General features: G+C 55.2%; 11 protein-coding genes. 3 read left to right on the plus strand and 8 right to left on the minus strand.

From position 1 onward, the window contains the following. Positions 1-74 precede the first annotated feature (74 nt). Both C447_RS17840 and C447_RS17100 read left to right on the plus strand, forming a co-directional pair. Positions 75-224, plus strand: coding sequence for a hypothetical protein (locus tag C447_RS17840; protein ID WP_153300680.1), 150 nt, complete (start codon positions 75-77; stop codon positions 222-224). A gap of 251 nt (positions 225-475) precedes the next feature. Then, the gene (locus C447_RS17100) at positions 476-1,789 is read left to right on the plus strand and encodes a tyrosine-type recombinase/integrase (protein ID WP_007690609.1); all 1,314 of its coding nucleotides are present in this window, start codon (positions 476-478) and stop codon (positions 1,787-1,789) included. Positions 1,790-1,791: 2 nt separating this feature from the next. Here C447_RS17100 and C447_RS17105 read toward each other — a convergent pair whose 3' ends face one another. The 3 genes from C447_RS17105 to C447_RS02580 all read right to left on the minus strand — a co-directional run bounded on the left by C447_RS17105 (position 1,792) and on the right by C447_RS02580 (position 7,285). Continuing rightward, positions 1,792-1,986 (minus strand): hypothetical protein, encoded by a 195-nt coding sequence (locus C447_RS17105; protein WP_079255012.1) that lies wholly within the window; start codon positions 1,984-1,986, stop codon positions 1,792-1,794. A 932-nt stretch (positions 1,987-2,918) separates the two neighbouring features. Then, on the minus strand, positions 2,919-4,295 hold the full coding sequence (locus C447_RS17110) for a DNA cytosine methyltransferase (protein WP_007690610.1): 1,377 nt from the start codon (positions 4,293-4,295) through the stop codon (positions 2,919-2,921). Between the two features lie 47 nt (positions 4,296-4,342). Continuing rightward, positions 4,343-7,285 carry a DEAD/DEAH box helicase gene (locus C447_RS02580; protein WP_049904328.1) on the minus strand — a complete coding sequence of 981 codons (2,943 nt, stop codon included), beginning with the start codon at positions 7,283-7,285 and terminating at the stop codon, positions 4,343-4,345. A gap of 425 nt (positions 7,286-7,710) precedes the next feature. Between C447_RS02580 and C447_RS17585 the strand changes: the two genes are divergently transcribed. Further along, a complete protein-coding gene (locus C447_RS17585; RefSeq protein WP_152416127.1) occupies positions 7,711-8,196 on the plus strand; it encodes a hypothetical protein in 486 nt (161 codons plus the stop codon). Between the two features lie 359 nt (positions 8,197-8,555). Here C447_RS17585 and C447_RS18490 read toward each other — a convergent pair whose 3' ends face one another. The 5 genes from C447_RS18490 to C447_RS02610 form a co-directional block, all read right to left on the minus strand. Then, positions 8,556-12,671, minus strand: a complete 4,116-nt coding sequence (locus tag C447_RS18490) for an Eco57I restriction-modification methylase domain-containing protein (RefSeq protein WP_007690613.1) — start codon at positions 12,669-12,671, stop codon at positions 8,556-8,558. Between the two features lie 158 nt (positions 12,672-12,829). Further along, on the minus strand, positions 12,830-13,759 hold the full coding sequence (locus tag C447_RS18495) for a phospholipase D-like domain-containing protein (RefSeq protein ID WP_152416128.1): 930 nt from the start codon (positions 13,757-13,759) through the stop codon (positions 12,830-12,832). Positions 13,760-13,783: 24 nt separating this feature from the next. Next, complete coding sequence (locus C447_RS02600) at positions 13,784-15,754, minus strand: hypothetical protein (RefSeq protein WP_007690615.1); 1,971 nt, start codon at positions 15,752-15,754, stop codon at positions 13,784-13,786. Beyond that, positions 15,751-19,656, minus strand: coding sequence for a helicase-related protein (locus C447_RS02605; RefSeq protein WP_049904330.1), 3,906 nt, complete (start codon positions 19,654-19,656; stop codon positions 15,751-15,753). Before C447_RS02605 ends, C447_RS02600 begins: the two co-directional genes overlap by 4 nt. 4 nt (positions 19,657-19,660) lie before the next feature. Next, positions 19,661-22,396: a hypothetical protein gene (locus C447_RS02610; RefSeq protein ID WP_007690618.1), complete on the minus strand. Its 2,736-nt coding sequence runs from the start codon at positions 22,394-22,396 to the stop codon at positions 19,661-19,663. Positions 22,397-23,380: the final 984 nt, after the last annotated feature.

Below are 23,380 nucleotides of genomic sequence, written 5' to 3' on the forward strand. Positions count from 1 at the left end.
TACCGTGCCACTGACGTGTATCTATCCGAGGATGAGAGCGATCGGACCAAGCTCGACGAGCGAGGGATGAGACGATGACCTGTCCCGTCTGTGGCTACAGGGGCGTCTACGACGACGAGATGAACCTCCGATGTAGTCACGAAGGGTGTGAGAACTACGGCGAGTTGATCGTCACCGACGAGCCGCCCTCCGCGGAGGTCCCCGAAACGGAGACGGGCAACTGACGATACGGCCGGCCGCTCCAGCATCTCGTAGTCTTCGGTTGATTCGGGCATAGCGTACCTCGAACTGGGCGCAATCGTGCTCTTCATCCGCCAGACCGATCGTGAGCGGCAGGATCGGCGACGCGAGTCCGGAGCTGAGTGCCCGAGCGACTGGAGCTATCGCTCGATGGGAACCGTGAGAACCCGAAAAGCCTAGGCCGGGCTTTGAACCCTAGGTTCAATAGCCCACGTATAATAGAGGTAAATAAGAAATGAGTGATGCAGAGAGAATGCTTGACGCGCTCAAGCGCCAACTTCGGGGGGATCCCCAAGAGCTGAAAGACCACGAAAAGTCGCGTAATGTGAGTGAAAGCGACCGTGAAGCACTGCTTAAGTTCGATCGAAGGATGCAACTCTTGGATTCTAAATATAGCGACTATCGCCGAGAGAAGTTGTTGCGACACTGTACTCGCATCGCCGAAAACGTGAGACCAGGAGTGCTCACTGATTCGCTCGAAAGCCGCAAAGCGGCCGAAGATATCGTGTTGTGGATCAAGAGCGAATACGACAATGAGAACACGAAACACGATTACCGGACTGCGCTCCGAATCTTCGGAAAGCGCGTTACCGAGAAGGGAGTCAATGGCGAGTCCGATCGAGCTCCGGCGTCTATTGATTGGGTTGATTCTGGCACGAGCAGTAGCCACAATCCGGTTCCCGATCCGGCCGATATGCTCGAGTGGGAAACTGACGTGAAGCCCATGATAAAGGCGACGCAGAACGCTCGTGACGCGGCTCTCATCGCTGTTGCATTCGACGCTGGAGCACGAAGTGGTGAGCTCAAAGACCTCACTGTCGGGAACGTGAGCGACCATGAGCATGGGTTGCAAATCAGAGTCGATGGAAAGCGTGGACAGCGGTCTGTCCCACTCATTCCTAGTGTCCCATATCTTCAACAGTGGCTGCACGGTCGCGGTGGCAGTGCACACCCTGCTCCCGATAACCCAGATGCGCCTTTGTGGTCGAAGTTGAGTAGCTCGGAGCCGCTCACCTACAGACGATTCAACGACGTCTTCAAAGACGCTGCAGAGCGAGCAGGTGTCGTGAAAACTGTCACGCCAACGAATTTTCGGAAATCGAATGCCACGTTCCTTGCTCGGGAAGGTATGAACCAAGCGTATATTGAAGACCGACAGGGACGGGTACGTGGAAGCGACGCGACGGCCCACTATGTTGCTCGCTTTGGCGGCGAGAGCGATTCGGAGTACGCAAAGGTTCACGGTGTCAAAGTCGAAGAAGACGACACCGAACCGTTCGGTCCAATTGACTGTCCCCGGTGTGAGAAAGAGACGCCCCGCGACGAGCCGAAATGTGTGTGGTGTGGGCAAGTACTTGACTACGACGCCATACCAGAACTCGAAGCACAGGAGCGCAAACTCCGGGACGCTGTATATCGACTCGCAGGTGAAAACCCAGAAATGTTGGATGATGTGCGTCGCGCCCGTGACCTCATGACTGTCTTCGAGGACAACCCGGACCTGTTCGAGGATGCACAGGGCTTTGTGGAGGCGCTGTCTGACGAATAGGCTCATCCACCATCCTCTCGGAGCTTGTCGAATTCACGTTGCACCTGCTCTAAGTCGTTAGGTGTTCCACCGTTTGCGAGAAGGGCTAGCGCATACCCTCGTGCTTCAGTATCGCCATATGCGAGCATCCGGACAAGCAAGTCATGGTTCTCTGCTACGTACTCCTCTACTTCGTCTGGAGCATCTTCTATACTCATTATTGCTGGCCCTCATTAAACAGGTACGATGCTGAGTCGTTGATGAGGTGGTCTCGGTTATTTCGCTGATCCATCAATCCAACAACCGATACCAGTCGGTCTTGGCAGTAGTTGCGAACTCTACGGCCTGCCGGCTGCCTCACTTCGCTCTCCGCCTGAGCAGGAAGAGCTATGTGGGCAGTGAGAGAACAGACTCGGTGGTAGGAAGGGGTCTGTTCCCTCGTTTTGATTCTGATTGTTCAACAAGATCCACGCCAAGAGTCGATAAATACGTTTTCCCCGGAGGTTTTTTATACATTGCCGTATTATGTGAATTCGGTAGGGAGGGGTCTGTTCCCCGCCCGCGGTTTGTTTTCCGAGCGGTAGCCTTGCTCAATAGCGTAGACGAGCCAGAGACATAGCCAAGAATGTCAAAGAGCATACGGCTGGCGAACCACATCCACTCATTCCTATTAGCCAAGAGTGAGACTGCCCCGCGCCACGCTGCGGTCGTCTACCGATAGAGCTAAAACTAGAGTTAGACGACACCTTCACACGCGAGGATCGCCCGCTCCCTGAGGTTTGGTGGTTCAATAACCGGATCCCAAACGTAGCCATTGTCGAGAAGCGCAACCCGACAAAGCCGAAGCCGACGCTGTGGTGCCCGAACTGCTGCGCGGGCTACGTCCACCGCGAGAAGGCAGATTCTCGCAAGAAGAGCTGTAGCGTGATCAGCCCGCACATCTTCAAGCACGGGGTCGATATCAGCAGAAGCGGTGCAAGATGACACAGAACGAATAGAATCTGACCCCCACAGACATCGTAACAGGGATAAGGATGTACTATCATCGCCTTGTACGTGTGATCTGGGTGAGAGAGATAGTCACTGACTAGTGACGGTACGATACGTGATATCACTGTTCCTCTGATTCTCTTCCTCTAACGCAGAGCCTTCAGTCATCGACGTGTCTATCCGAGAGAATTGTCCTTCGAACTGCAACACCGACTGCTTCCGCGAGTCGAGGTGGCACAGCATTTCCAATCAGACGGTACGCGTTTGTCCGGCTCTCCGGGAACCAGTATGTATCTTTGAACGATTGTAGACGAGCCGCTTCTCGAGGAGAGAGTGACCGTGCCTCCGTTGGGTGGATGAACATGTGTCCATCCTTCTGAATGTGTGCGAGGATCGTTGACGCTGGCTTCGTGGGATTTGCCTTCTTGTACTTATCAGGAAATACGTCATTGCGGTATGGTTGGAGTCTAGTACTTACTTGGCCGATGTTCCACCCGACACCACTGCCAAGCAATTTGTATATTGAGAGGTCGAAGTGATTGTGCCAGCGTGCGTTGTGGTTACGGAGTGACTGGTTCTCCCAGTCCTCACCATCTGTGACGTTCCGAGCCCATTCCTGATATGGAGAGACAGGAGGAAGCGTATACTCGGTCGCTTGGTTCGGTGGCATCTCCCCGGCGGGAGAAATCGGCGGCAAGTCCATAATCGCGTCTGCCACGGTGAGGTATGGATGTCTGTATTCCCGGTCGGGCTCAAAGGAGGGAAGGATAGACGATGAACCTACTCTGAATGTCTCTTGAGATTTGTCATGGCTGCCCTTCAGCTCGGGACGAACCTGCATTCGCTGGCCTTTCTCTCGATCGGTTGGCTTTCGGTGGGTGAACCACCGAGTGAGCTCTGGCAGTGACTTTCCTGTTCGCCGGCCAATAAAGAAGAGCCGCTCTCGATGCTGTGGAACGCCGAAATCCGCTGCATCAACAAGGAAACAGTCTACAGTATAGTCAAGCTCCTCCATCTCCTCGAGGATAACCTCTGCGACAGAAACTTCCTCACCAACCGGGGATTGCTCGATCTCCTGTCCTGTCTCGGTCGGGAGAGACTCTTGGAGTGTGTCTGACTCGATAGTGACTGTGTCAGTCAGCATCCCAGGTACGTTTTCCATAACGAACGCCTTTGGTTGGAAATGCCTGACATACCGGAGGAAATCAAGATATAGAACGTTTCGTTCGTCCTCGTCGACGGAGCGATCCTTGAGAGAGCCGAGTTTTGAACGACCGATCGTAGAGAACGATGGACAGGGTGGACCCCCTGCAATGAGGTCAAGGTCACCTGGCTCAATGTCGGGCCCATCTTCGGCGGGATTGGTCTCACGGATATCCGCCCGAATAGCGAAATCACCGTGGTTCTCACGGTGGGCTTCAACCGCAGACTTATCATAGTCGATCGCCCAGCGTACGTCGTAGCCGGCCCATCGGAGCCCTTCAGTAAGCCCTCCAGTGCCACAAAAGAGATCGATCGCAGATAGTCCCGAATCCATTGTGCGAGCGGAAGGCTGGGAGTAACGAAAGTCGTTTGGAACTGTGCTCAGTTCTTGAAGGCGTTAACGACGACAGCCATGTTCACAAGGTCCGGTTCATCGGGAACAACCTGTTCTTCTCCATCGAGCCGGGCCATCTCTGCATTTTTCTCCTCTCGTAATTCAGCAAGTTCGCTGCGATGCTTTGCGAGTACCGCACTCATATCTTCGCCTGCATGGTCGCGCTTTTCGAACTGCCCGATTCGTTCCTCGAGGTCTTCCATCCGATACTCGAAGTAGTTCTTGGCGTGCTCTCGACGAATACGGCTCTCTCGTTCTCGGTCTGCGCGTGCTTCTTGTGCAAGGTCGTCGATAAGCTCCCATGCTATGTCGTCTGCTTTCGAGACGAGCTGTTCAGCCTGCGCGGTCACAGTGCCAATCGAGGAACGTCCACCGATAGCTGACGGGGGCAGCCCACCCGTGATATGGATGTTCTCGGTCCGGGTTGTACCATCAGTGGTGACGTAGACCTGTACGAGCTCCTCAGTCACCGTCTCACCCGTTCCCGAGAGATAGCCAATCCGGTAATGACAGAGGAGTCCTGGTGTCCTCAGTTCCTTCCCTCCAGTAAGGACAGCCGTCTGCCCACCAACAGCATCTGTATCCAGACAGTACGCCATCATTGCCCGGACCACGGGATGGCCGAGTGTGATAAATTCGAGAGTTTCGTCTACAAGTGCGTTCTCGCGATCGAAGGTTGCACCGTCATATCGGCTCGCAACATCCCCATTGGTAACTTGGGTAGGCACGACTAGGTCAAACACATTATCACCATCTTCGGCGGGGCCGGGGCGAATGTTTTCGAAACCACCACCGAATTCTTGACAGACGGTTTTGACGAGATATTCGATGTCTTCGTCACTAACCGTATCTGTAGCACTCTCCTCGACGATATCGAGTATCTCTCGATCTTCCTTACTCAGGTCAAATTTATCCCGGATGAGGAGCTCTTCGTCAACGCGACGGACAGCCTCCTCTTGATCTTCGACGATGGCCTCAAGGTCGTCGATGACGGCATTGGGGCTCTGACCGGTCGCGAGTGCGGACATGATTTGTTCCTCTAGATCGATGTCTTCGAGGACGAGCCCGAGGACATCCGAGCTCATCCCAAGTGTATCCTCGATCTCATCGATCTTCTCGAGGAGTTGCTCAAGGATGATGCTCTCCCGGGTGTCCTTGAAGAATAGATTTCGGATCTCGACAGTATTCTCCTGCCCATAGCGGTGGAGGCGTCCAATACGTTGATCGATCCGGGTTGGGTTCCAAGGTAGGTCGTAGTTCACCATGATGTGAGCGAACTGTAAGTTCAATCCCTCCCGAGCGGCGTCCGTTGCCAGCATCACGTTGGCCGATCCTTCGAACTTCTTGAACTGCTGTTGGCGCTGCGACTGGGAGAGATCGCCGTAGACCTCCGCGATATCCCTATCCCCGAACACCCGTCCCTTGAGGTACTCGAGTGTATCTGTGTATTCAGTGAAGATGAGGATCTTCTCGTCGGGATCCTCCTCTAAAATTCCATTCACATACTCCCGAAGGCGATCTGCCTTTGAGTCTACTTGGATAGCCTTTGCTTGGTTGTAGAGATCTCGGACTATCGAGAGCTCTTCTTCGATCTTCTCCGGATCGCTAGAGGCAGCAGCACCACCAAGCTCTTCTTCAACGTGCTCACGCTGAGCCTCGGTAAGCATCTCGGGGTCCTCTCGATACTCATTAAGCAGGCTCTTCGTAACAGGAGAGAGATCGTTTGGGTCGGCACCGCCTGCTTTGATTGATTCCATGCGGTTCCGAAGAGATTGCTGAATCGCGTATATCGAGGAGACGAGGCGTTTCTGGTAGAGGACCATTGCGAACCCCGCAGCGTCGTTCTCTTCCCGACTGGCGAGGTTGTAGTGCTCGGTGATGTACTCCGTGATGTCGTCGTAGAGCTTCCGTTCCTCGCCTGAGAACCCGACTGGAAGCGTCTGAATGTTCTTTTCAGGAAACATCGGCGATCCGTCGGCCTCGTACATTTCATCCTTCAATCGACGAATCATCAGGTCTCGCAGTCCCTCTCTGTCGACGTCGCGCTCGTCGCGGAAGCGATAGGGGTCAAGTAGCGAGATCATGAAGTAGAACTGATCCCGTTTCCCGTTGTGCGGAGTCCCTGTGAGGAACAGCATTCCATCAGAAGTCTCGGAAACTGCCTCACCAACCCGATAACGGTCGGTCTTGTCGATCCCGCGCTTCCCTTCACGGCGAGCGGTGAGGTGATGGGACTCGTCGAAGAGGGCGATGTCCCAGTTCTCTTGGACATTCTTCAACGCCGAGCGCATGTCTTCCTGCTTAGCGAAGTCGATGGAGGTGATGATTCGGTCTTCATGCGACCACACGTTTTCGGCAGGATAGGCGTCCCTCTTTGCCTCGACGTAATCGCGATCGTAGACGACGTAGTTCGTACCGAACTTCTCGCGGAGTTCCTCCTGCCACTGCGTAGTAAGCGGTGCAGGGGCGACGATGAGCACCCGGTCAGCCTGCCCGCGAGCAGCGAGTTCTTCGATAACTATTGCTGCCTCGATCGTCTTCCCGAGACCCACCTCGTCGCCAATGAGGTAGCGGTGGTCGTAGGAGGTAAGGATTTCGTGAGCAGCCTTTACCTGGTGGGGGGCGATATCGATGCGGTTGTTCTCTAATGCGACGAATCGGTCCTGCCGATGGGCGAGATCCAATTCGGCGGCCCGAGCACGGAGATAGAAACGTTTCGGGTCGTCGAACTCACCCTTCTCGAGCAGTGTGTCGCTGCTATCTATTAGCTCAACAACTGCAGCAGGGAGCTTCTTGGAGTTGTCGTCGTCGGTTAGGATATGAAGCAGGCAACTCCCAGATGGTCGGTGGGTGGCTTTTACGAGTTCACCTTCTCCGCCCGCGAAGCTCACTCTATCCTCAACCTCGAAGCCGCATGCGCAATCGGACACTGGTAAATTCCGACGTATGGGTTGAACTTAACTTTCCGGTTCATCATCAATAGTGGAAACTTTGAATATCAAGCAGATCCTCAAACACCCACCAAATATTCGATTTAATTCAAGTAGCTATGAGTCTAAGTGTCTATTAGCAAAATGAAACAGCACTTGAGAAGATCGCCGAGGACTACTCGAAACGTCCACTCGACTTCAATAGCGAAAACGATCTCCAAGCACGGCTCTATGAAGAAGCACGGTAACAGCCCCGCTCGAAAAAAGAACTCGAAACCACCCAGACGAGCGGATTCACGGTCAAAGATGACGGCAATCAACCTGCGCACGCCCAGTGTTACCATAACGACCTCGAATCGTCCCTGAAGCAGGCTCCGCTAAGCCGGGTTCGAACGGAGCTCACGGTTTGGCATCCGCTGGCACAAATGATTAGTTCTGACGAGAGACTATTAGACCAAGACAACAGGACCGAGATACTGGATCTCGCTATCCTCAAAGACCCATTTGATCGCCCTGTTCACCTCGTCAATGGCCGCCATCGAATCGGGATAGAGATGGTCGAGACGGCGGTTGAATTGAAATATCCACGTAGTCTGCCGTGTATGCCCTCTAACAGGCAAGGAAGCGTTGCAAACTTATCCGACCACAAACTCCGTCAAGCAGTCAACTTTCAGCGGGTAGGAATTGATGCGGATATTGAAGAACTGGAGGCCCTCGGAAAAGAATATAATATCTCCTCGTACCTCTTCATCGTCTCTCAGTATGATATCTTCCGAAGGGGAAGGTACACTGAGGAGCGACATCAGTTATTAGCCGACGCGGCCGTGGAAAAGCTTGAGAATATGTGTTCTAGAACATCAGTTCTGTATTCCTATCCTATGGGCTATGAGTGGTTGGTCAGTCATCCATAGGTTCCGAACATAACACTTAGCACTCACCGTCATGTCAGTATATCACGCGGTACCCTTTTGAAGGATGGAAATCATGGACAGGCCATCATGCAGCGTGCGTTCCGCATCGGCGAAGCCTATCGGGACACTGGAAACTTCAGGAACGCGGAAGACCAGTTCTTACGGTGGATCCGCGGCCCTCTAAGTAGCGGAATCAAAAACACTGGTGGAATCCGTGACCTCGGTTCGGATCGCTCGGAGACGCCCGCGGCTCTCTTCCTCGTCTCGAACGGTTCCCGCCAAGCGTTCAGGTGCGGCCGGGATTCCTTGAAGAGCTGAATGCCGGCCTGTCGTGGTTGTAGTCTTTCGGTATACGAAGGTCAGTCGTCGGCGACCGCTTCTTCCACGATCTCGATCTCCTCGTCTGTCAGGTCATAGAGGCCGTAAACGATCTCGTCGATGAGCTGGTCGGTTTTCTCGATCGCCTCATCGAGTTCGTCAGCGCGTTCCTTCGCCTCGATATAGCGCCGGAGATCGTCAGCCACGTCGTCGGGGTCAGGTAGGGCCATTCTCTTCAGGCGATCGACCAAAGAGATATTCTTCGTGGCTTTGTCGGTAAAATTCGCGATCTCCTCGTCGACAGCGACAGGGACGAATGTCTCAACGAGTGTGGCTTCCTCGTCGCTTATGTCCGTGAGGGTGAACGCCTCGAAGAACTCTGTCTCCGTGTAGCCATAGGTGTCTGTCTCGAACTCTTCTTGATTCTCTGGCTTGTAGCGTGCTGTCGCCTCGATGGTTATGGTCGAGTCATCACGTCTTGTGCGGGCGCGCTCAATTTGGAGTTTGTTGTAGTCATCCGTGCTTGTGTCAAGGATGTTTGATTCGGTGGGCTGAAAGATGCCAGTATCAGGAAGCGTTGGACCTTCTTTGTAGTTGCCGAGGTAGTCTATGAGATTAAGATTGAATCCCTCTCTTTTGTCAGTCAATCTTTTTCTTTGGAACCCCAATGTCTCGAGAGCAGCTACTACCTTCGAGTTCGGGATTTGTTTTCCTTGACAATTCTCTTTGGCAATTAGTGCCTTCTCTTCAGTTTCAGACAAATCTCTATTAGTGTCTGGGATGTTTAGTGGTAATTTCTCTAGAGTTTCGATATCTGTTTGTGCCATCGCTCTTCCGTACTCTAGTGTGGTGAGAGTATAGTAAGCAAACAACAAGTTGGAGTTTAGTTGACATACGTAGAACATCACAGGAAGATCTACACCATCCCTAGTGACTGCTGAATGAGTATTATTTAGATGGTAGAGCTGGTCATCATCGTATCCAGCCGTTATCCTATCTCCTGTTTGCCTTATGAATATCTTTTCACCTTGTTCGATCACATCCGGGTCCCAGCCGCCGGAAAACAATTTGTCTCCCTGACAATGCAGGTAATGTCCTTCATATGATACATCGTATGGATGAACCTGACCACTAGACACTATTCCCTTCTTCCAGTTAGGGCCCTTCTTTTGAGGTGATTTGATATCTGATTGACTAGTCCTCGATCTCATTCCGGTATGAATACTGAGGTGATCGTTCAAAACTTTGTCAGCACCACTCTCTACACTGTCTACTAGCGATTTTTGCTCCTTCTTGAAGAAAAGATGGAATCTGTGGAGTGGCCTAGATTTGAAAAATTTCTGCTCGTAACTCGTTCCCTGTTCTTCTCCTCTCTCAAACTGTTCCAAGGTATCCGCTACTCTGACGGACATATCGTTTCCTTCGGATGAGGCCCCCTTTCTTACAATATAAATCGTATTTCTGCCGGTCGTTGCACCTTCCCAGAAATCTTCAAGAATCAGGGTTAGACTCATAATATCTGTCTGGTAGAGAAGATTCTTCCGTATCTTCTCGAAATATTGGCCCAATAGATAGCTGTCTGGTGTAATGAAGCTCTGCAGCCCTCCGCATCTACATAGTGAAACGGCCCGATCCATAAATATTGCATAGATGCTCAATTTATACTGTGCCGATTCCGGATATTTTTTCCTGAGGTAATTTTCAAAGCTTTCGGGCACCTTTCCAACGTCCCTCAGTCCGAAGCTAACCCATGGTGGATTCCCGATCACCGCGTCGAACCCACCATCGTATTTCCGACTTCCGTCTTGATCGTAGAACGCCATAGGGAACTCTAGTTCCCAGTGGAAGAAGCGTTCGTCCTCAGCCATCGATTGGGCATTCTTGAACCAGCCTTGGTCTTCGATGTTCTCCCACGACTCGCTGTGGAGTGCGCGAGCCATCCGCTCATCCGCATCGTCGGGGATATCAAGCCCGAACGCATCAGATGTATGGACGTTGGCCATTGCGAGGAGCTTCTTATAGAGTGGATCGTTGCGCACGTCGTCATAGACCGCCTCCATTTCCTTTGCATCCTCCAGCGTCTCGTTGTCGATGTTGAGCAGGTCTTGGAAGCGGTCGGTGACGTGCTCCATTGCGCGCTTGCGCGTGTGGTCGAACGACTGCTGAAGAGTAAGCTGTCCGTCTCCCGGTGCGTCGTCGTCACTATCAGACAACACCTCCTCGATGTCGCTGCCTACGAGCGAGTTGCCTGTTTTGAGGTGGTGGTCGAGGAACGCGAGCGGCTGCTCCGCAGCAAGGGTACGCAACCAGAGTGAGACCTTCGCCAGCTCGGTCGCGAGCGGATTGACGTCGACGCCGTAGATACAGCGCTGGGCGACCTTCCGGCGCGCCCAGTTGATGTCCCGCAGTTCACCCTCCTCCGTAGTGGGAGAACGAACCTCGGCGTCTTCGGAGTCGAGAGCCTGCCGGTCCTGCTGTTCTTGGGCGTTGATGATCTCCCGAGCGAGGTAATCCACTGCGTTGACGGGGAAGTGCCCGCTCCCCATTGCGGGGTCGAGCACTGTCAGGTCGAAGACGCGATCGGCGAACTCCTTGGCGAAGCCGCGCTCGTCACCACGGGCGCTCTCGGCTAGCATATCCTCGCGGATCTCGTCAACGAGCGGGCCGAGCGTCTCATCGACGATGTACTCGACGACATATTCGGGGGTGTAGTACGACCCCGTAGCCTTGCGATCGCCGCCGTCCGTGCGGAGGTAAACTTCCCCTTCCTCAACGATAATGTCGTCACCTTCCTCGGCGACGACGTACTCCCCATCGTCGACGGTCAGCGGCTCATCAGCTACGTCGAGCTTGTACTCAAGCAGCCCCTCGTAAATCGACCCGAGGTTCCGCTCGTCGAGCGAGGAGTAGTCAACGAATACCTTCCCCTCGCCCTCGGAGGCCTCATGGCGAGTGAGCAGCTCGATGACTTCCGCGATGTAGGCATCACCGGCCTCGTGGGACGCGAGGAACTGTGATTCGACGGTATCGTCCTCGTCCGGGTTCGTGCGGAACAGCCCCCCGTTGTACGCGGGGATATAGAGGTCTTCCTTGGGAATCCCCTGACCTTGGCTCCCTTGGTCAATGAGGATGAACAGCTCATCGAGCCGATCCCAGAGGTTCGTCTGCCACACTTGGTACTGCTGCTGGGTCTTGTTCCGATTCTCGACGACGGTCTGTTTGAGCTCGTTCAGGCTGTAGCTTCCACTATAGATATCGTTGTCCGTAGGCAGGAGATTACGTCCCTCGCTCTCTGCGTAGAGGACGAATATCAGACGGTAGAGGTAGATGAGTGAACTGTCGTGAACCAGCTCGAGATCATCCTCGTTCAAGTCGTCGTTTGTGTCGAGGAACCCCTCCGCAAGGACGCGAATCGCCTCGTAGATGTTCTCTTGCAGCTCTTCGCCGAGTTCCTCGGCGAACATGCTGGACTCATCGTAGACATCGTCGAGGAAGCAATCACCCGACTGGTCAAGGAGGTACGCTTCTTGGCGGAAGAAGAGGTAGAACTCCTTGAACGCCTCAAGGTCCCCATCGTCGTCGACGACGTTGAGGAGTTCAGGAAGATCGATCTCGTAGTAGGAGTCCAGTCGATGACTCGTCGGCCCGTAGTAGAGCCGCCACTTCTCGCCGTTTGTGAGGACCGCCCATTGAGTCGGCGTTTCTTGGAGGTAGCGGTGGATCTGATAGCTCGGGTTCTCGAAGTCGCGTTTCTCCTTCCCACGTGTGTCGAGCTTTCGGCCCCAGCGCTTTGCGTCAGCGACGGCGATTGCCTCCTCGTAGAAATTCTCGCGGTCGAACGCAGCGTCGGCTGCTTCCTCGCTCGGGAAGAACCCGTAGTCGGGTCGCCGAGCGTTTCGCATGACTGTTTCCTCAATCTCGAATGGGATATCGAGGATATCGAAGATTGGACGGATGAAGTTCTTCTCTAACTGTGCCTCGTTGTAGTCATCGACACGCCTCTGTTTCCCTATCCAGAGGGAGTTGATCTCTTGGTAGGCCGCCTCTATATCGGCGTCTGAAACCTCGTTCCAAGGCTCCGTTTCTCGAAGATGGTCGTTTAGATAGTGGTTCGAGAACAAGTCGCGATTCGTCCGATATGTACTGGAATCCGTCATTTGGTGAGTTGGGGGTGATGAAGCAGCGAAGCTATACTTCACTTGGCATCTCCCATGTAGTTAATACTTTTCTACGAGTCGTGAATCACGACATTGCCTACGGACCAGACGCTTTGCTAGCCGTGAAGTCCACGATGCTGAACCGGGTAATGAGGCGCTCAGATATCGACATGAACTGCACCTGCAGAGTCAAGAAGGAAAGTACAGAGCTTTCGGAAGGGTTCGACCTTTGCACCTTCGAGAAGCACGCCGAGCTCGAGGTACCGATTGAATCCGTAATCGGTGACGTTAGCGCTCCCGACATACGCTGCTTGAGAGTCAAACAGCATGACTTTCGCGTGAAGGGTAAATCGTGGGTGTTCCCCATCCTGTGTTCGCTCTTCTATCGGGGTGCTGTCATCCCAAATAGTGTAGTCAACGAGTGAGACACGTGAAGTGACCCCCTGTTCTGCGACGCGTTCCATAAACGACTGGATAACGTGGTAGTTGTACGAATCGGTATCTGATAGATAACGCGTGACAATCGTCAGCTCAACTCCTCGTTCGAGTGCATCGAGAAGGACGTCGATAAGACGCCCAAAACCTCCCCCTTCGAAAAACGGAGAGAGGAGAACGATCTCGTTGTCGCAGCGCTTTATTTGGCTAGCAAGCGTTGAGAGCAGTCCATCCATTCCGAACGAAGCAGTCGTCGTGCCACGAAATGCAGGATCATCGGGGAACGTGACCAGTGGCGTTGCTGTCGTCGTTGGAACTCGCTCTTGATGTGCTGCCAGTATACGAATTGACTCTCGAGCACACTCGAGTACTCGGCGGGTTCGTGCAGCGTCGATCGAAAAGCGACTTTCCACTAAGTCTGTTTCGTAGGACTCCCTCTGGATGACGTTACACTGCAGAAATTGACGGAAGAGATCAGTCGTAGCTTCTCGGCTCAGTTTCGTATCGCGCGCGACAGCAGCGGGAGAGAGCCGGTTGCCTCGGCCTGCAGCGACGAGAAGGAGCCCCTCCAGCTCGTCCAGAAGTGTCTCATCCTGGTCCGCAATATCGGCAATTGCTAGCGTCCGGTCAATAGCTGGGTCTTGGCTGGACATTGGTTGAAATGAGAGGTGGAATACCTACAGTCGCCAGAATCCTTCGATAGACCGATCCGTGTTTGGCCGACTCCCGAACAGGTAGTCTCGACAGAGGACTTGGTTGAAGTACGAACAGCTAATCTCACTTACGTGGAGACAGGACAGACAGGCCCCATCACGCTGTGAGCAAACGGGGTCCATCATGCACTCGTTCCCGTGAGCTTTCGCTTGACTGAGGAGGTCATCCAGTTGCTGTTCGACCATTGTAGTCATTCCTCCGATGTTGAACTCCTCGCGGTTGTTGGTATAGATCACCAGAGATAGCGCTCGAGGGAAGAGGAACTCACTCAGATTCGTCCGGTCGAACCCGCTTATCGTGCTCGCCTGTTTCAATAGAACATGTGAGAGCGTATGCAGCATTTCGAAGACGTACTTTGTCACCTGCCCCTCGACAGTGTCTTCGGTGGTAGTGTCGAATCGGCCGTACTGGTCGACGGGGTCGAGGTGATTCAGCACGAATGCCCACTGTTCCGCCTCGGAGAGCTCTTCGATCGCGGCGCGTGCCCGTTCGATGTCGGCTTCTTCAGGGTTCTCGGGCAGTGAAGGGAGCGTGATATTCCCCCGGACCGCATCTTCATCACTTGTTTCTTGGATATTGACGGCTAGCCAAAGTAGTACTGTAGCTGGGTCGAGATCAAACTGCGTTGCCTCGGTTTCCGAAGTATCGACAAAGATCGGAGTCCCGTCGCCACTGCTTGCGTTCTGAGAGAAGGCGTTCAGTCGAGCTTCGTCTTCCTCACGGCTACCACGCGTATATCCGTAAACGAACGTTTGGACAGGAAAGTCTTCGATTACGCGAACGTCCCTGAATCCGAGGCGGTCGATATCGTTGGAGTAGGTCGAGATCTTGTCGGCTTTCTGTGGGAACCCTTCTCTGCGAGCGTCGTTCTCAAGTTCGTCGATCGTATGAGCGGTGAGTTCCTCAAGACTAAGCACGTACTGAAGGAGCTCGTCGCCCGCGCTAGTCATCTCCTCAGCGTCCCCACCAGCCTCCAAGTCAATCAGGTCCGAGATGACTTCGCCAACTGTCTGGCTGTCAATTTCACCGTTCTCACGGAGCCACTCTTCAGCCTCGGCTAGCGACTCGACACTGGGTTCGCTCTGATACACCTCGATCTTCCGGTCGTCGTCTATCTCGGCTCCTTCAATCCCCTCATTCATATTGACGGACTGCAGCGGGGAATCAGAGAGCCCGAGGTGCTTGGCAAGTGCCTTCCGCGAACCGTCCTCGTTCCCGCGGAGGTGCCCGATCCCCGAGGTGTGCAGGTTCACCGTCGTCAGGTAGTGTGGGTAATACGTCGAGCCGGCACGATGGACAGTGGTGTACATCTTGTCCTCGTCCGGATCGTCTTCATAGGCTGGCGGGACGTAATCACAGCCACACTTCTGGTAGTAGTTCACCCGGGTATTCCACCCACAGATCTTGCAGCGCCATTTGAAATTCTGAGCGCGCTGGCTGTCCTGTGTATCGAGAACGATGTGCTGATCTCTATGCTCAGGACATTTCTGTGGATAAAGTCGCCTGATCTCGCCACAACTGTGTACACTGGCAAACTGGTACTGTTTCAGGTCGCCGTTGCAGCCCGAACCTTTGCACTTCAGCGCTTGGTTTTTCCCACTGAGGTCATCTGGTGAGTAGTATCCATGGGCCCTTTGGCAGGTCGTGCAGTAGAAAGTCGTCGGGAACGGTCGAGCGCGAACCTCATCGGGCGCGCCAAAGTCATAGTGCGATGGCTTGCTCGAAGTGAAGCCCTGCTCACCTCCGTCCCAGTTTTTCGCGCGGGCGAATACGCGGTCAACGATGTATTTTCGGTCGACTTGGCTGCTCGCATCCTTCGTTTCGAGGCGGTTCACCTGCCAGATGCCGCGCTTATCGCTGTAGTCGAATGTGTTCCCTGGAAGGAACTGATACAGGATCTGGTGGCGGCTACGTCTCATGTTATTGTTGCTCATTGGTTGTCCATGGTTTCGAAGATCTCTCGATAGCGGTAGTCAGACCGGATACGAAGCTGCTCATCAACGTCTCGAAGGCTCTGCATCGGCGAGCGCTTGATACGGCCACTCGTCCACTGATCATCATCGAGGCGAAGCTGCGAGAGTGCCTCTCTCGTGAGGTCCTCAATATCGCCACGGAATTCCTCGTGGTCGTCAGGATCGCCGAACATCCCCAACATCTGCTGGCGGAGTTCTCCCTCGTCAACGGAATCCGCAAACTCTTCGGCTTTATCACCGAAGTAGAGGTTCTTTGAGCCATCGCGGTACATGTAGTGGTTGAGCAACAGCCCCATGAACAGACCTGGATGAGTCTGTTTGACGCTGTTTTTCGCCCAACGGTTGATCGGGACGGGTTCGACCAGCCGATCGAGGAAGGCGTGGTACTTCTCGAAGAAGTGGTAGTGACTCAGGTCCCGCTCCCGAATAGGGTGCGCGACGTTGAAGACGNCCAGCCGATCGAGGAAGGCGTGGTACTTCTCGAAGAAGTGGTAGTGACTCAGGTCCCGCTCCCGAATAGGGTGCGCGACGTTGAAGACGAGACCTGGACGCGATCGGCCTGCTCGGGAACTCGCTTGGATGTATTCAGCGGTTCCGCGAGGCATCCCGAAGAACGTCATCATGTTGAATCGGTCGACGTCCACCCCGTGGGCGATCATGTTCGTCGCCGTGATGGTGTTTAGCCGACTCGCCAGCAACCAAGCGAGTGCCTCGCGAATTTCCTCGCTTACACGGGCGCGTTCGACGTCGAATCGGTCACTGTCGACCACCTCGTTCTCTTCATCGAGACTTGCCTCGAGTGTGCTTCGAAGCGATAGGACCGGTTCGGTCACGTCCTCTTCGAGTACCCCTTGGTCGATCAGGCGGCTGAGGATCTGTTCGTCGGCTTCCTCGTCCCAGGGGTCCTCCACGATATCCAAGACTTCCATAATGGTCTCGAACCCGGTCCCCCCAGTCATCCGCTCGGAAGCTAGCGGCGGTCGGTCGTCTTCTTGGAGGTAGGTATCGAGCTGGGAGACGATAGATTGGTCCAGTCGGTCACCATCCTTTTTCGACAGCAGATAGGTGATACTGGTGCTATAGTAGCTGAGCAGCGCCAGCACCTCGTCGATAGAGTCTGCTTCGAGTGACGCCGTCGTGTCTGTTCCTTCGAGGGCAGCACCCGTCAGTACTTGGCTCGGCTCGTTCAAGGACTTTCGGAATAGGTTCTGAATCTCTCGATGGTAGTAGAACAGGAGATCAATGATAGAGTTGATATGGGTCTTCCCGTGGGGAACCAGCCCGATGTAGTAGCGCTGGGTCTCTGCACGCTCCTGTGCGTAGAAACTCTCCCGCAGGTATGGACCTGGAGAGGGGAAGCGCTCGGCGGGCTTCATGAACAGGTTATGGACTTGGTCTTCAAACCCGGTGATGGTCGCTGTTGGTGCAATTACTTTCGTGGTTCCGGCCTCGACGAGCTCTTGTAGCTCAGCGACTCCTGTCTCGTAATGGCCGTCGAAGCTTCCCATGCTTTCTTCGAGCAAGTGAAGCTCGTCAGGAACCATCAGCGATGGCGCAGGATCGTAGGGTTCGACCGGACGCGCCATGTCCGAGAAATCATCTCGGTCGATCGGACAGCCGTATTTTTCGGTACACTCACCTAAGCTTGCGAACCCGTGAATGGGACACTCGAGCGTCATCTCGCCCGTAATGAGATGAGCGAACTTCCGCTGATAGCCGATAGCCGTGATTTTGTCGATGGTTCCCGCGAGAATCGTCGGTGCGTACCTGTAGAGCTCGTTGTCGACAACGTGAACTGGGAGTTCCTCCTCTGCGTACGTCTCGCTGGAGTCCAGCGAGCGCGACTGCCACGGGCAGTCGAAGCTGCTCCCTGTACAACAGTGAGTTAGCCGGTGATCGTCCTCAGTAACTTGGACCTCGACATCCGCGCCGCACGCCGGACAGGTGGGAACGACTTTCGCCTCACGGCGGAGACTTTCTCCAGATGGGCCCTGATACTGTTGGTGCTTGTCGTTGTCGTATCCGGTGAGGGCGTTCGGTGTGTTTGCCTTGCCGACGAGGTATCCCATTGAAAACGGACGGGAGGGATAAGAGCCAATATCAGACTGTTCGCGACGAACGAGGTCAGCGTACATCACCGTCTCTGTCATCCGCTGGAACTGCTGAAGTGAGAGGAGCCGAAGGGGGAACTTTGTCCAAGCAGTCACGCCAAAGTCCTTCTCGCGGAGCCGGTCGAAGAACATGCTCCAGACGGCGACGCCGAGAAATGCCTCCGTCTTCCCACCACCTGTCGGGAACCAGAGTACGTCGACGACATTGAGGGGCGAATCGGCGTCCTCAGCGCGGTCCTCAGTCGAGCCATTACGCCAGTCGACCTCTCCCCACTCCTCGTACTCGCGGCTTGCGACGTCGGGTACCTCCATGACGATGAACACCAGCTGGAAGAGATGCCATCCTGGGAAATCGTGCATCTCGCCCATCGCCTCGTTCATCAACTCAAACGCACGCCCGACTGTTTCGGGGTGCTGGCGGAGGCACTCGATCCCGCGTTCAAAGCGTTTGATTTCGCGCTCGAACGCGTCACGGTCATCGTTGAAGTCGGCGAGATCACCAGTTTCGGGATCGTCGTCCCAGTCTTCGCGCTCACGATACTGTTCGAGTGCGGCATCGTACTCTTCGCGGAGGTACTGCCGCATCTCGGCAGCGATTTGATCGAGAGTGTCGAGGCCACCACCCTCCAAGTCCGCGAGCACCTCGAATGTCGCCTCGATGCCCCGATCTGCAGATTCGTAGACGAGTTGGCGGTACTCTGGGATGAACTGTGTCTCCAGTCTGTTCGCCGTCGGTGCTGCACCAGGTGCGCGACGACCTGGTGGGATTCCCTCTTCGTCCACTTGCTGGTCGTCACGTTCAGGGGCGGTAACCGTGCAATTACGCCCATGACCCCAGAGATCGCGATTGTATCGAAAGTCCTCGGGAAGGGGGTCGAAAGTGAAAGGGACAAACTTGAGGTCTCCTGTCGTCTCCAGTCTGAGTCCCACCTCGAACAATGTCGGGTCCCGGATGGTGTAGATAGCATCATCGCGCGATTGGATCGCGTCGTTGGCGACTTCGAAGTCGACGATGGTGCTGTTGTCTCCGCTCTCGTCATCGGCCATCACCTCCACGGTCAGACCAGCATGCCAATCGGGGAGAACCAGAGATCCCTCGGCAGCGCGCTCAGCGAGGTACCCACGAAAGCTCGACTCGTCTTCTAGCGCAACTGTCGGGACGGCGTCGTCATCGTCCGTCTCAGCGTAGAGATCATAGTTCTCTTGAGCATACTCACGGGCGTCAGCAAATGCCGTCTGGAACGCTTCCCGAGCACGCTCTTGGATAATCTCTGGGGTAGTCCGGCTCGGTGTCCGAAGTCTAACTGCCGGGATCTCGATTGGAGGTACATCGAGTTCGATTCGTTCGAACACTGGTAGTAGGCTGTCGCCTTCGTCGTCCTCGTCACGGTCTCCCAACGCAACGAAGGAATCTCGGTTCACCATTTCGTCGTACGTTGGGTTGACACGCACCCACACGCTGGCATTTACCGAAAGTATCAAGTCGTCGTCTTCGGTGCCACCTTGTACGCGAACGGTGGCGCCAAGGCCAGTCGGCTCCATCTTCGACTGAAGGTCGTCATCTGGGTCGTCAAGCTGCTCCTCGCTTTCAGGAGCCAACGCGCCTGCGAAGAATCGTTCGCTGGGGAAGTCACGCTGGACACGGTCGTCAATGTCGCCACGAGCCTGTTTCAGCACTGTCTCGCGAAGGTGTCGAGCAATCCGTTCGTCGTCGGCCGGGGGTTCGGTTCCGGCATTATTTACTGTTGACATTTTATCACTCCGTGATTCGGTCGAGCTGGTCGTCCGGGATGATGGTCGGCATAAGTGTAGGGGCGAGGGCGTTGATGCTACGGGCTACAACCTCGGTTGTGATAAGGTCCGTGCCCTCGATACTCGTACCGTACTCCTCGACGTAATTACGGTACATGGTGATGGTGTAGAACACCATCGCAAGTTCATAGTGCCGCTCGACGAACTCCTTCCAGTTGTCCTTAACGTTGCGCCCGACGATGAACGACCGGAGCGCGGCAGCATCCATGTTGATCGTAAGCGAGAGGCCGCTGATGGTGCCATCCTGACTCGGGTCGATGTGGATTAGCGTGTGTTCATTGAAGTCCTCCGCATCGTCCGCATTGAACTTCTCGGGGTCGAGCGGTTCCCCTTCGTCATCAGTTCGCCAGTTCTCTTCGTAGACGTACGCGATGTCAGGCATTTCGAAGTCCCAGTCGTCGGTCACACCATCGTCGCCTTCGGCACCATCCTGGTCATCTGTGCCTGCCCCGTCGTCGCCAGAAGAGTCGGCGTCGCCTGTGTCTTCATCCCTCCCATCACCGGACGGTGAGTTCCATGGCTCGGGCTCTTCACTGCAGTACTCAAGGCGACAGCTCGCAGTCAGCGGGCTAATATCGACGTCTACGCCGCCGTCGGTGAGCATGCCGGCCCCAGCTTGTTCCGGGTAGGCCTCGGCCGGATCATCGATGGCGGAGCAGTCCCGCGGATCGGGGCGAGTCAGTGTAACCGATAGTGGGAACGTCTCTCCGGGTTCGGCGTCGTCGGATGGGTCGATAGTCAGCGTGAGCAGACCGTCTTGAAGTTCCACCGCTCGCAGCTGACTGGGGTGGGAAACCTCCAGCGAGCCGGAGAGGACGTCGCGAGCGAGGTAGTTGCTTTGGGTGTCTGTTGCGAACCGGATCGTCGCCGGGCTGTCCACAGGAATCTCGACGGGCATGGGTCCATCGTCGTCCCAGAGCACGTGTTCGGCACTCCCGGGGTCGTATTCCTCGATCGGGGTGAGGAACGTCGGAAGTTTCGGTGCGTGCGGCCCGTCATCACCATCCGAATCACCGGCCCCTGTGTCCGTGTGGTCGGTGAGACTGTCGTCCGTAATATCAGGAGGAGTCGCCTCTCCCTCATCACTGGGGCGGATACGTGGTGCCCGGATCCGCTCGCCCGTGGCCATGAAATTCCCGACTTCCGGATTCCGCTCGATGAACTCAGCGAACGTCTCGGTGTTCGTCGCCGGGTCGGTATTTCCGCGCTGGGCCCGTCGGCGTTCCTCCTCGTCGGTGAGCAGGTCACTTCCCTCGAGGGCGTCCTCGAGCGCACTGAGGAACTTGTTGGCTTGTGGGGAGTCTTTCAGCGTGTCCCGAGACGGACTGAACATATTGACCATCCCAAGGTTCGCGAGGTCATCGAATTCGACGACTACGACGGTGTCAGAGGCGACCTTGGAGTAGCCAAGCGACTTCAAGAAATACTTTCTCTTGCTCGCGTGGGTCTGGCCGTTGATCGTGAGCATCACGGCGTGGTCATTCTGAACCCCTGTCCGTCCCGAGGAGTCCCTATGCGTCGACGTATCGGAGACGAACTTGCTCTTCTCGGTTGAGTCCTCGAGCCTGTCATCGTCCTTAAACAGCAACACCGTGATGTCCCGTTCTCCCAGCGTTTCCGAGCCTGTGTCGACGGAGAGATGCTCTTTGCCCTCGAGCAGGTGCTCGTTGCCGTCCTCCAGCTCTTGCAGGAAGCCCCGTGTGGAGCTCTGCGGGAACTTCGAGTTGTAACGGAGGTCGGTCAACTGGATGGGATACGGTGAGTCGACGACGGAGCGCTCGAACTTGTGCCGGAACCCCTCATCGCCGCTGATCATCGTTCGCGAGGCGTTCGTCTGGTAGTCGTACACCTTGACAAAGGCACCATGGCTCTGCGGGTCAGGTATCGTCGTGTTCTTCTCGAAATCGTACTTCTCAGGGTAACTCTCGCGGAACTTCTCCGTGAGCGCCTCGCCAAACGTGCCATCAAAGGTGGGGAATTCGCCGTTCACCGTGAGGTACTCGACCTGACTCTTGCGAGGTTTGTCGTGGATGAGCGTCCACGACCACTCTCCGGGCTCGTGGACGGAGGCGCTTGCGATGAACTTGAACGCCCGCTCGTTGTACTCCTCTTCGATATTCCCGGCAAACTGCATCACGGCCGTACTTCCCATGCCATACTGACCCTGCAGGAAGTCGAAATCCTGCTTCTTCAGTCCGGGCGCGTGCAGCCCAACGAAGTCTTCGAACTCAGAGCGGGCCTTCCCCTTGCCGTTGTCGCGGACAGTAAGGTTGAGCTGGTTCCCCTTCTTCGGTGCGGAGCCATCAGCGATAATCTCGAGCTCAGCAGCCTCGAGATCGACCCAATCTGCTTGTGCAGCTTCCTTCATTGAGCGGGCCCTTGGGTTATCGCCGATCGCGAGTGCTTCTTCGTAGAAGCGGAGAGTAAGCGAATCCTCTGCGTTGAGTGGCAGTTCCGAGAACGCCGCCATTGGAGAACTCGCCTGCGTGTAGACGTCGGAGTAGTTGTTCTCATCGTTTCCGAGGGGTACCCATTTGATCTCAGACGATTCCTCCTGTTCGGAGAGGGAACGTTCCAGCTCGTCGATAACGCTTTGTACCTCATCTGGGCTATTCGAAGTGAGCAGCCGTTCGGCGTACGTCTTGGAGTTGGCTCCTGAGAGCCGCACGGGCTCACTCATGCGTTCTCACGCTCTACGGGATGAATGCCGGAACAATCGTTCGGCCGGTGCTGCGTCGGAGCTACGGCGTCGTGTGGGCCTGTAGTGGTGCGGGCCATGTCTCCACAAACAGACCCCGTCCTCATAAATATTCGGACGGGGTCTGGTTAGTAACTTAACGCGCTCGCGGGCGAGCGTCGCGCGCTCGGTCCCGCGCGCGTGTGCGCGCACGTGCGTGCTGCAGCACAGGCGAGTGAATTGGAAGTGACTCTATCCGCTCGACGGGCGGAAAATCTGTCTGTAAAATCAATCGTGTCCACAAAAGTCGGCGTTGAACGGCCGTGAGTGATGTTAGAATAAATAGTACCAAGTGATCCTGGAGTTTATCCCCGGTGACGAGGTACACTCAAATATGCCTGAATCGGTCACGGGTTCTGATTCGCCCATGGCGCTACTACGGTCAGCGCCAACCTCAGAGCGTGACACTCATCGGCAGCTACTTTTCGACAATATCGAGTTTCTCATTGATACGATCACAGCAGCCCATATGCGCACTCAACGAATGGCTCCTGTTGGCTGTCCAATGTCAACGCCGGAGCGCCTAGCGCGGCAGCGCGACAGAAACGGTGACGACTGCCGATACGCAATACTGACCTCTGCTCAAGGCGAATCGAAGGACGCGCTCTGCTCCTGTGACGACCCGCTCTGTGGGAGCGACGACCCGCTGGATGCTGTGGCTGCGGTCGTCTTGGGATCTACCGTTGACGCCCCAGCGGAACGCTTCTTTCAGCGTCAACCTAGGCGAACAGTCAGTGAGCTTCGGGAGCAATACGGGAGCTGGGAAACTCTCGCTTCGATGAGTCGCGATGAACTGTCCGAGGCCCTTCACACTGCTTGCTCACTAAAAGGAGTAGGAAAGTGTCGGGTTTCCCGTCTCGAAGAGCTTCTTATGGCTATTCGAGGGTTTGAGTATACGGATGGAGTGACCCTCCGGGACCCCTCGCG

This window comes from Halococcus hamelinensis 100A6 (genome assembly GCF_000336675.1).
Classification (GTDB): domain Archaea; phylum Halobacteriota; class Halobacteria; order Halobacteriales; family Halococcaceae; genus Halococcus; species Halococcus hamelinensis.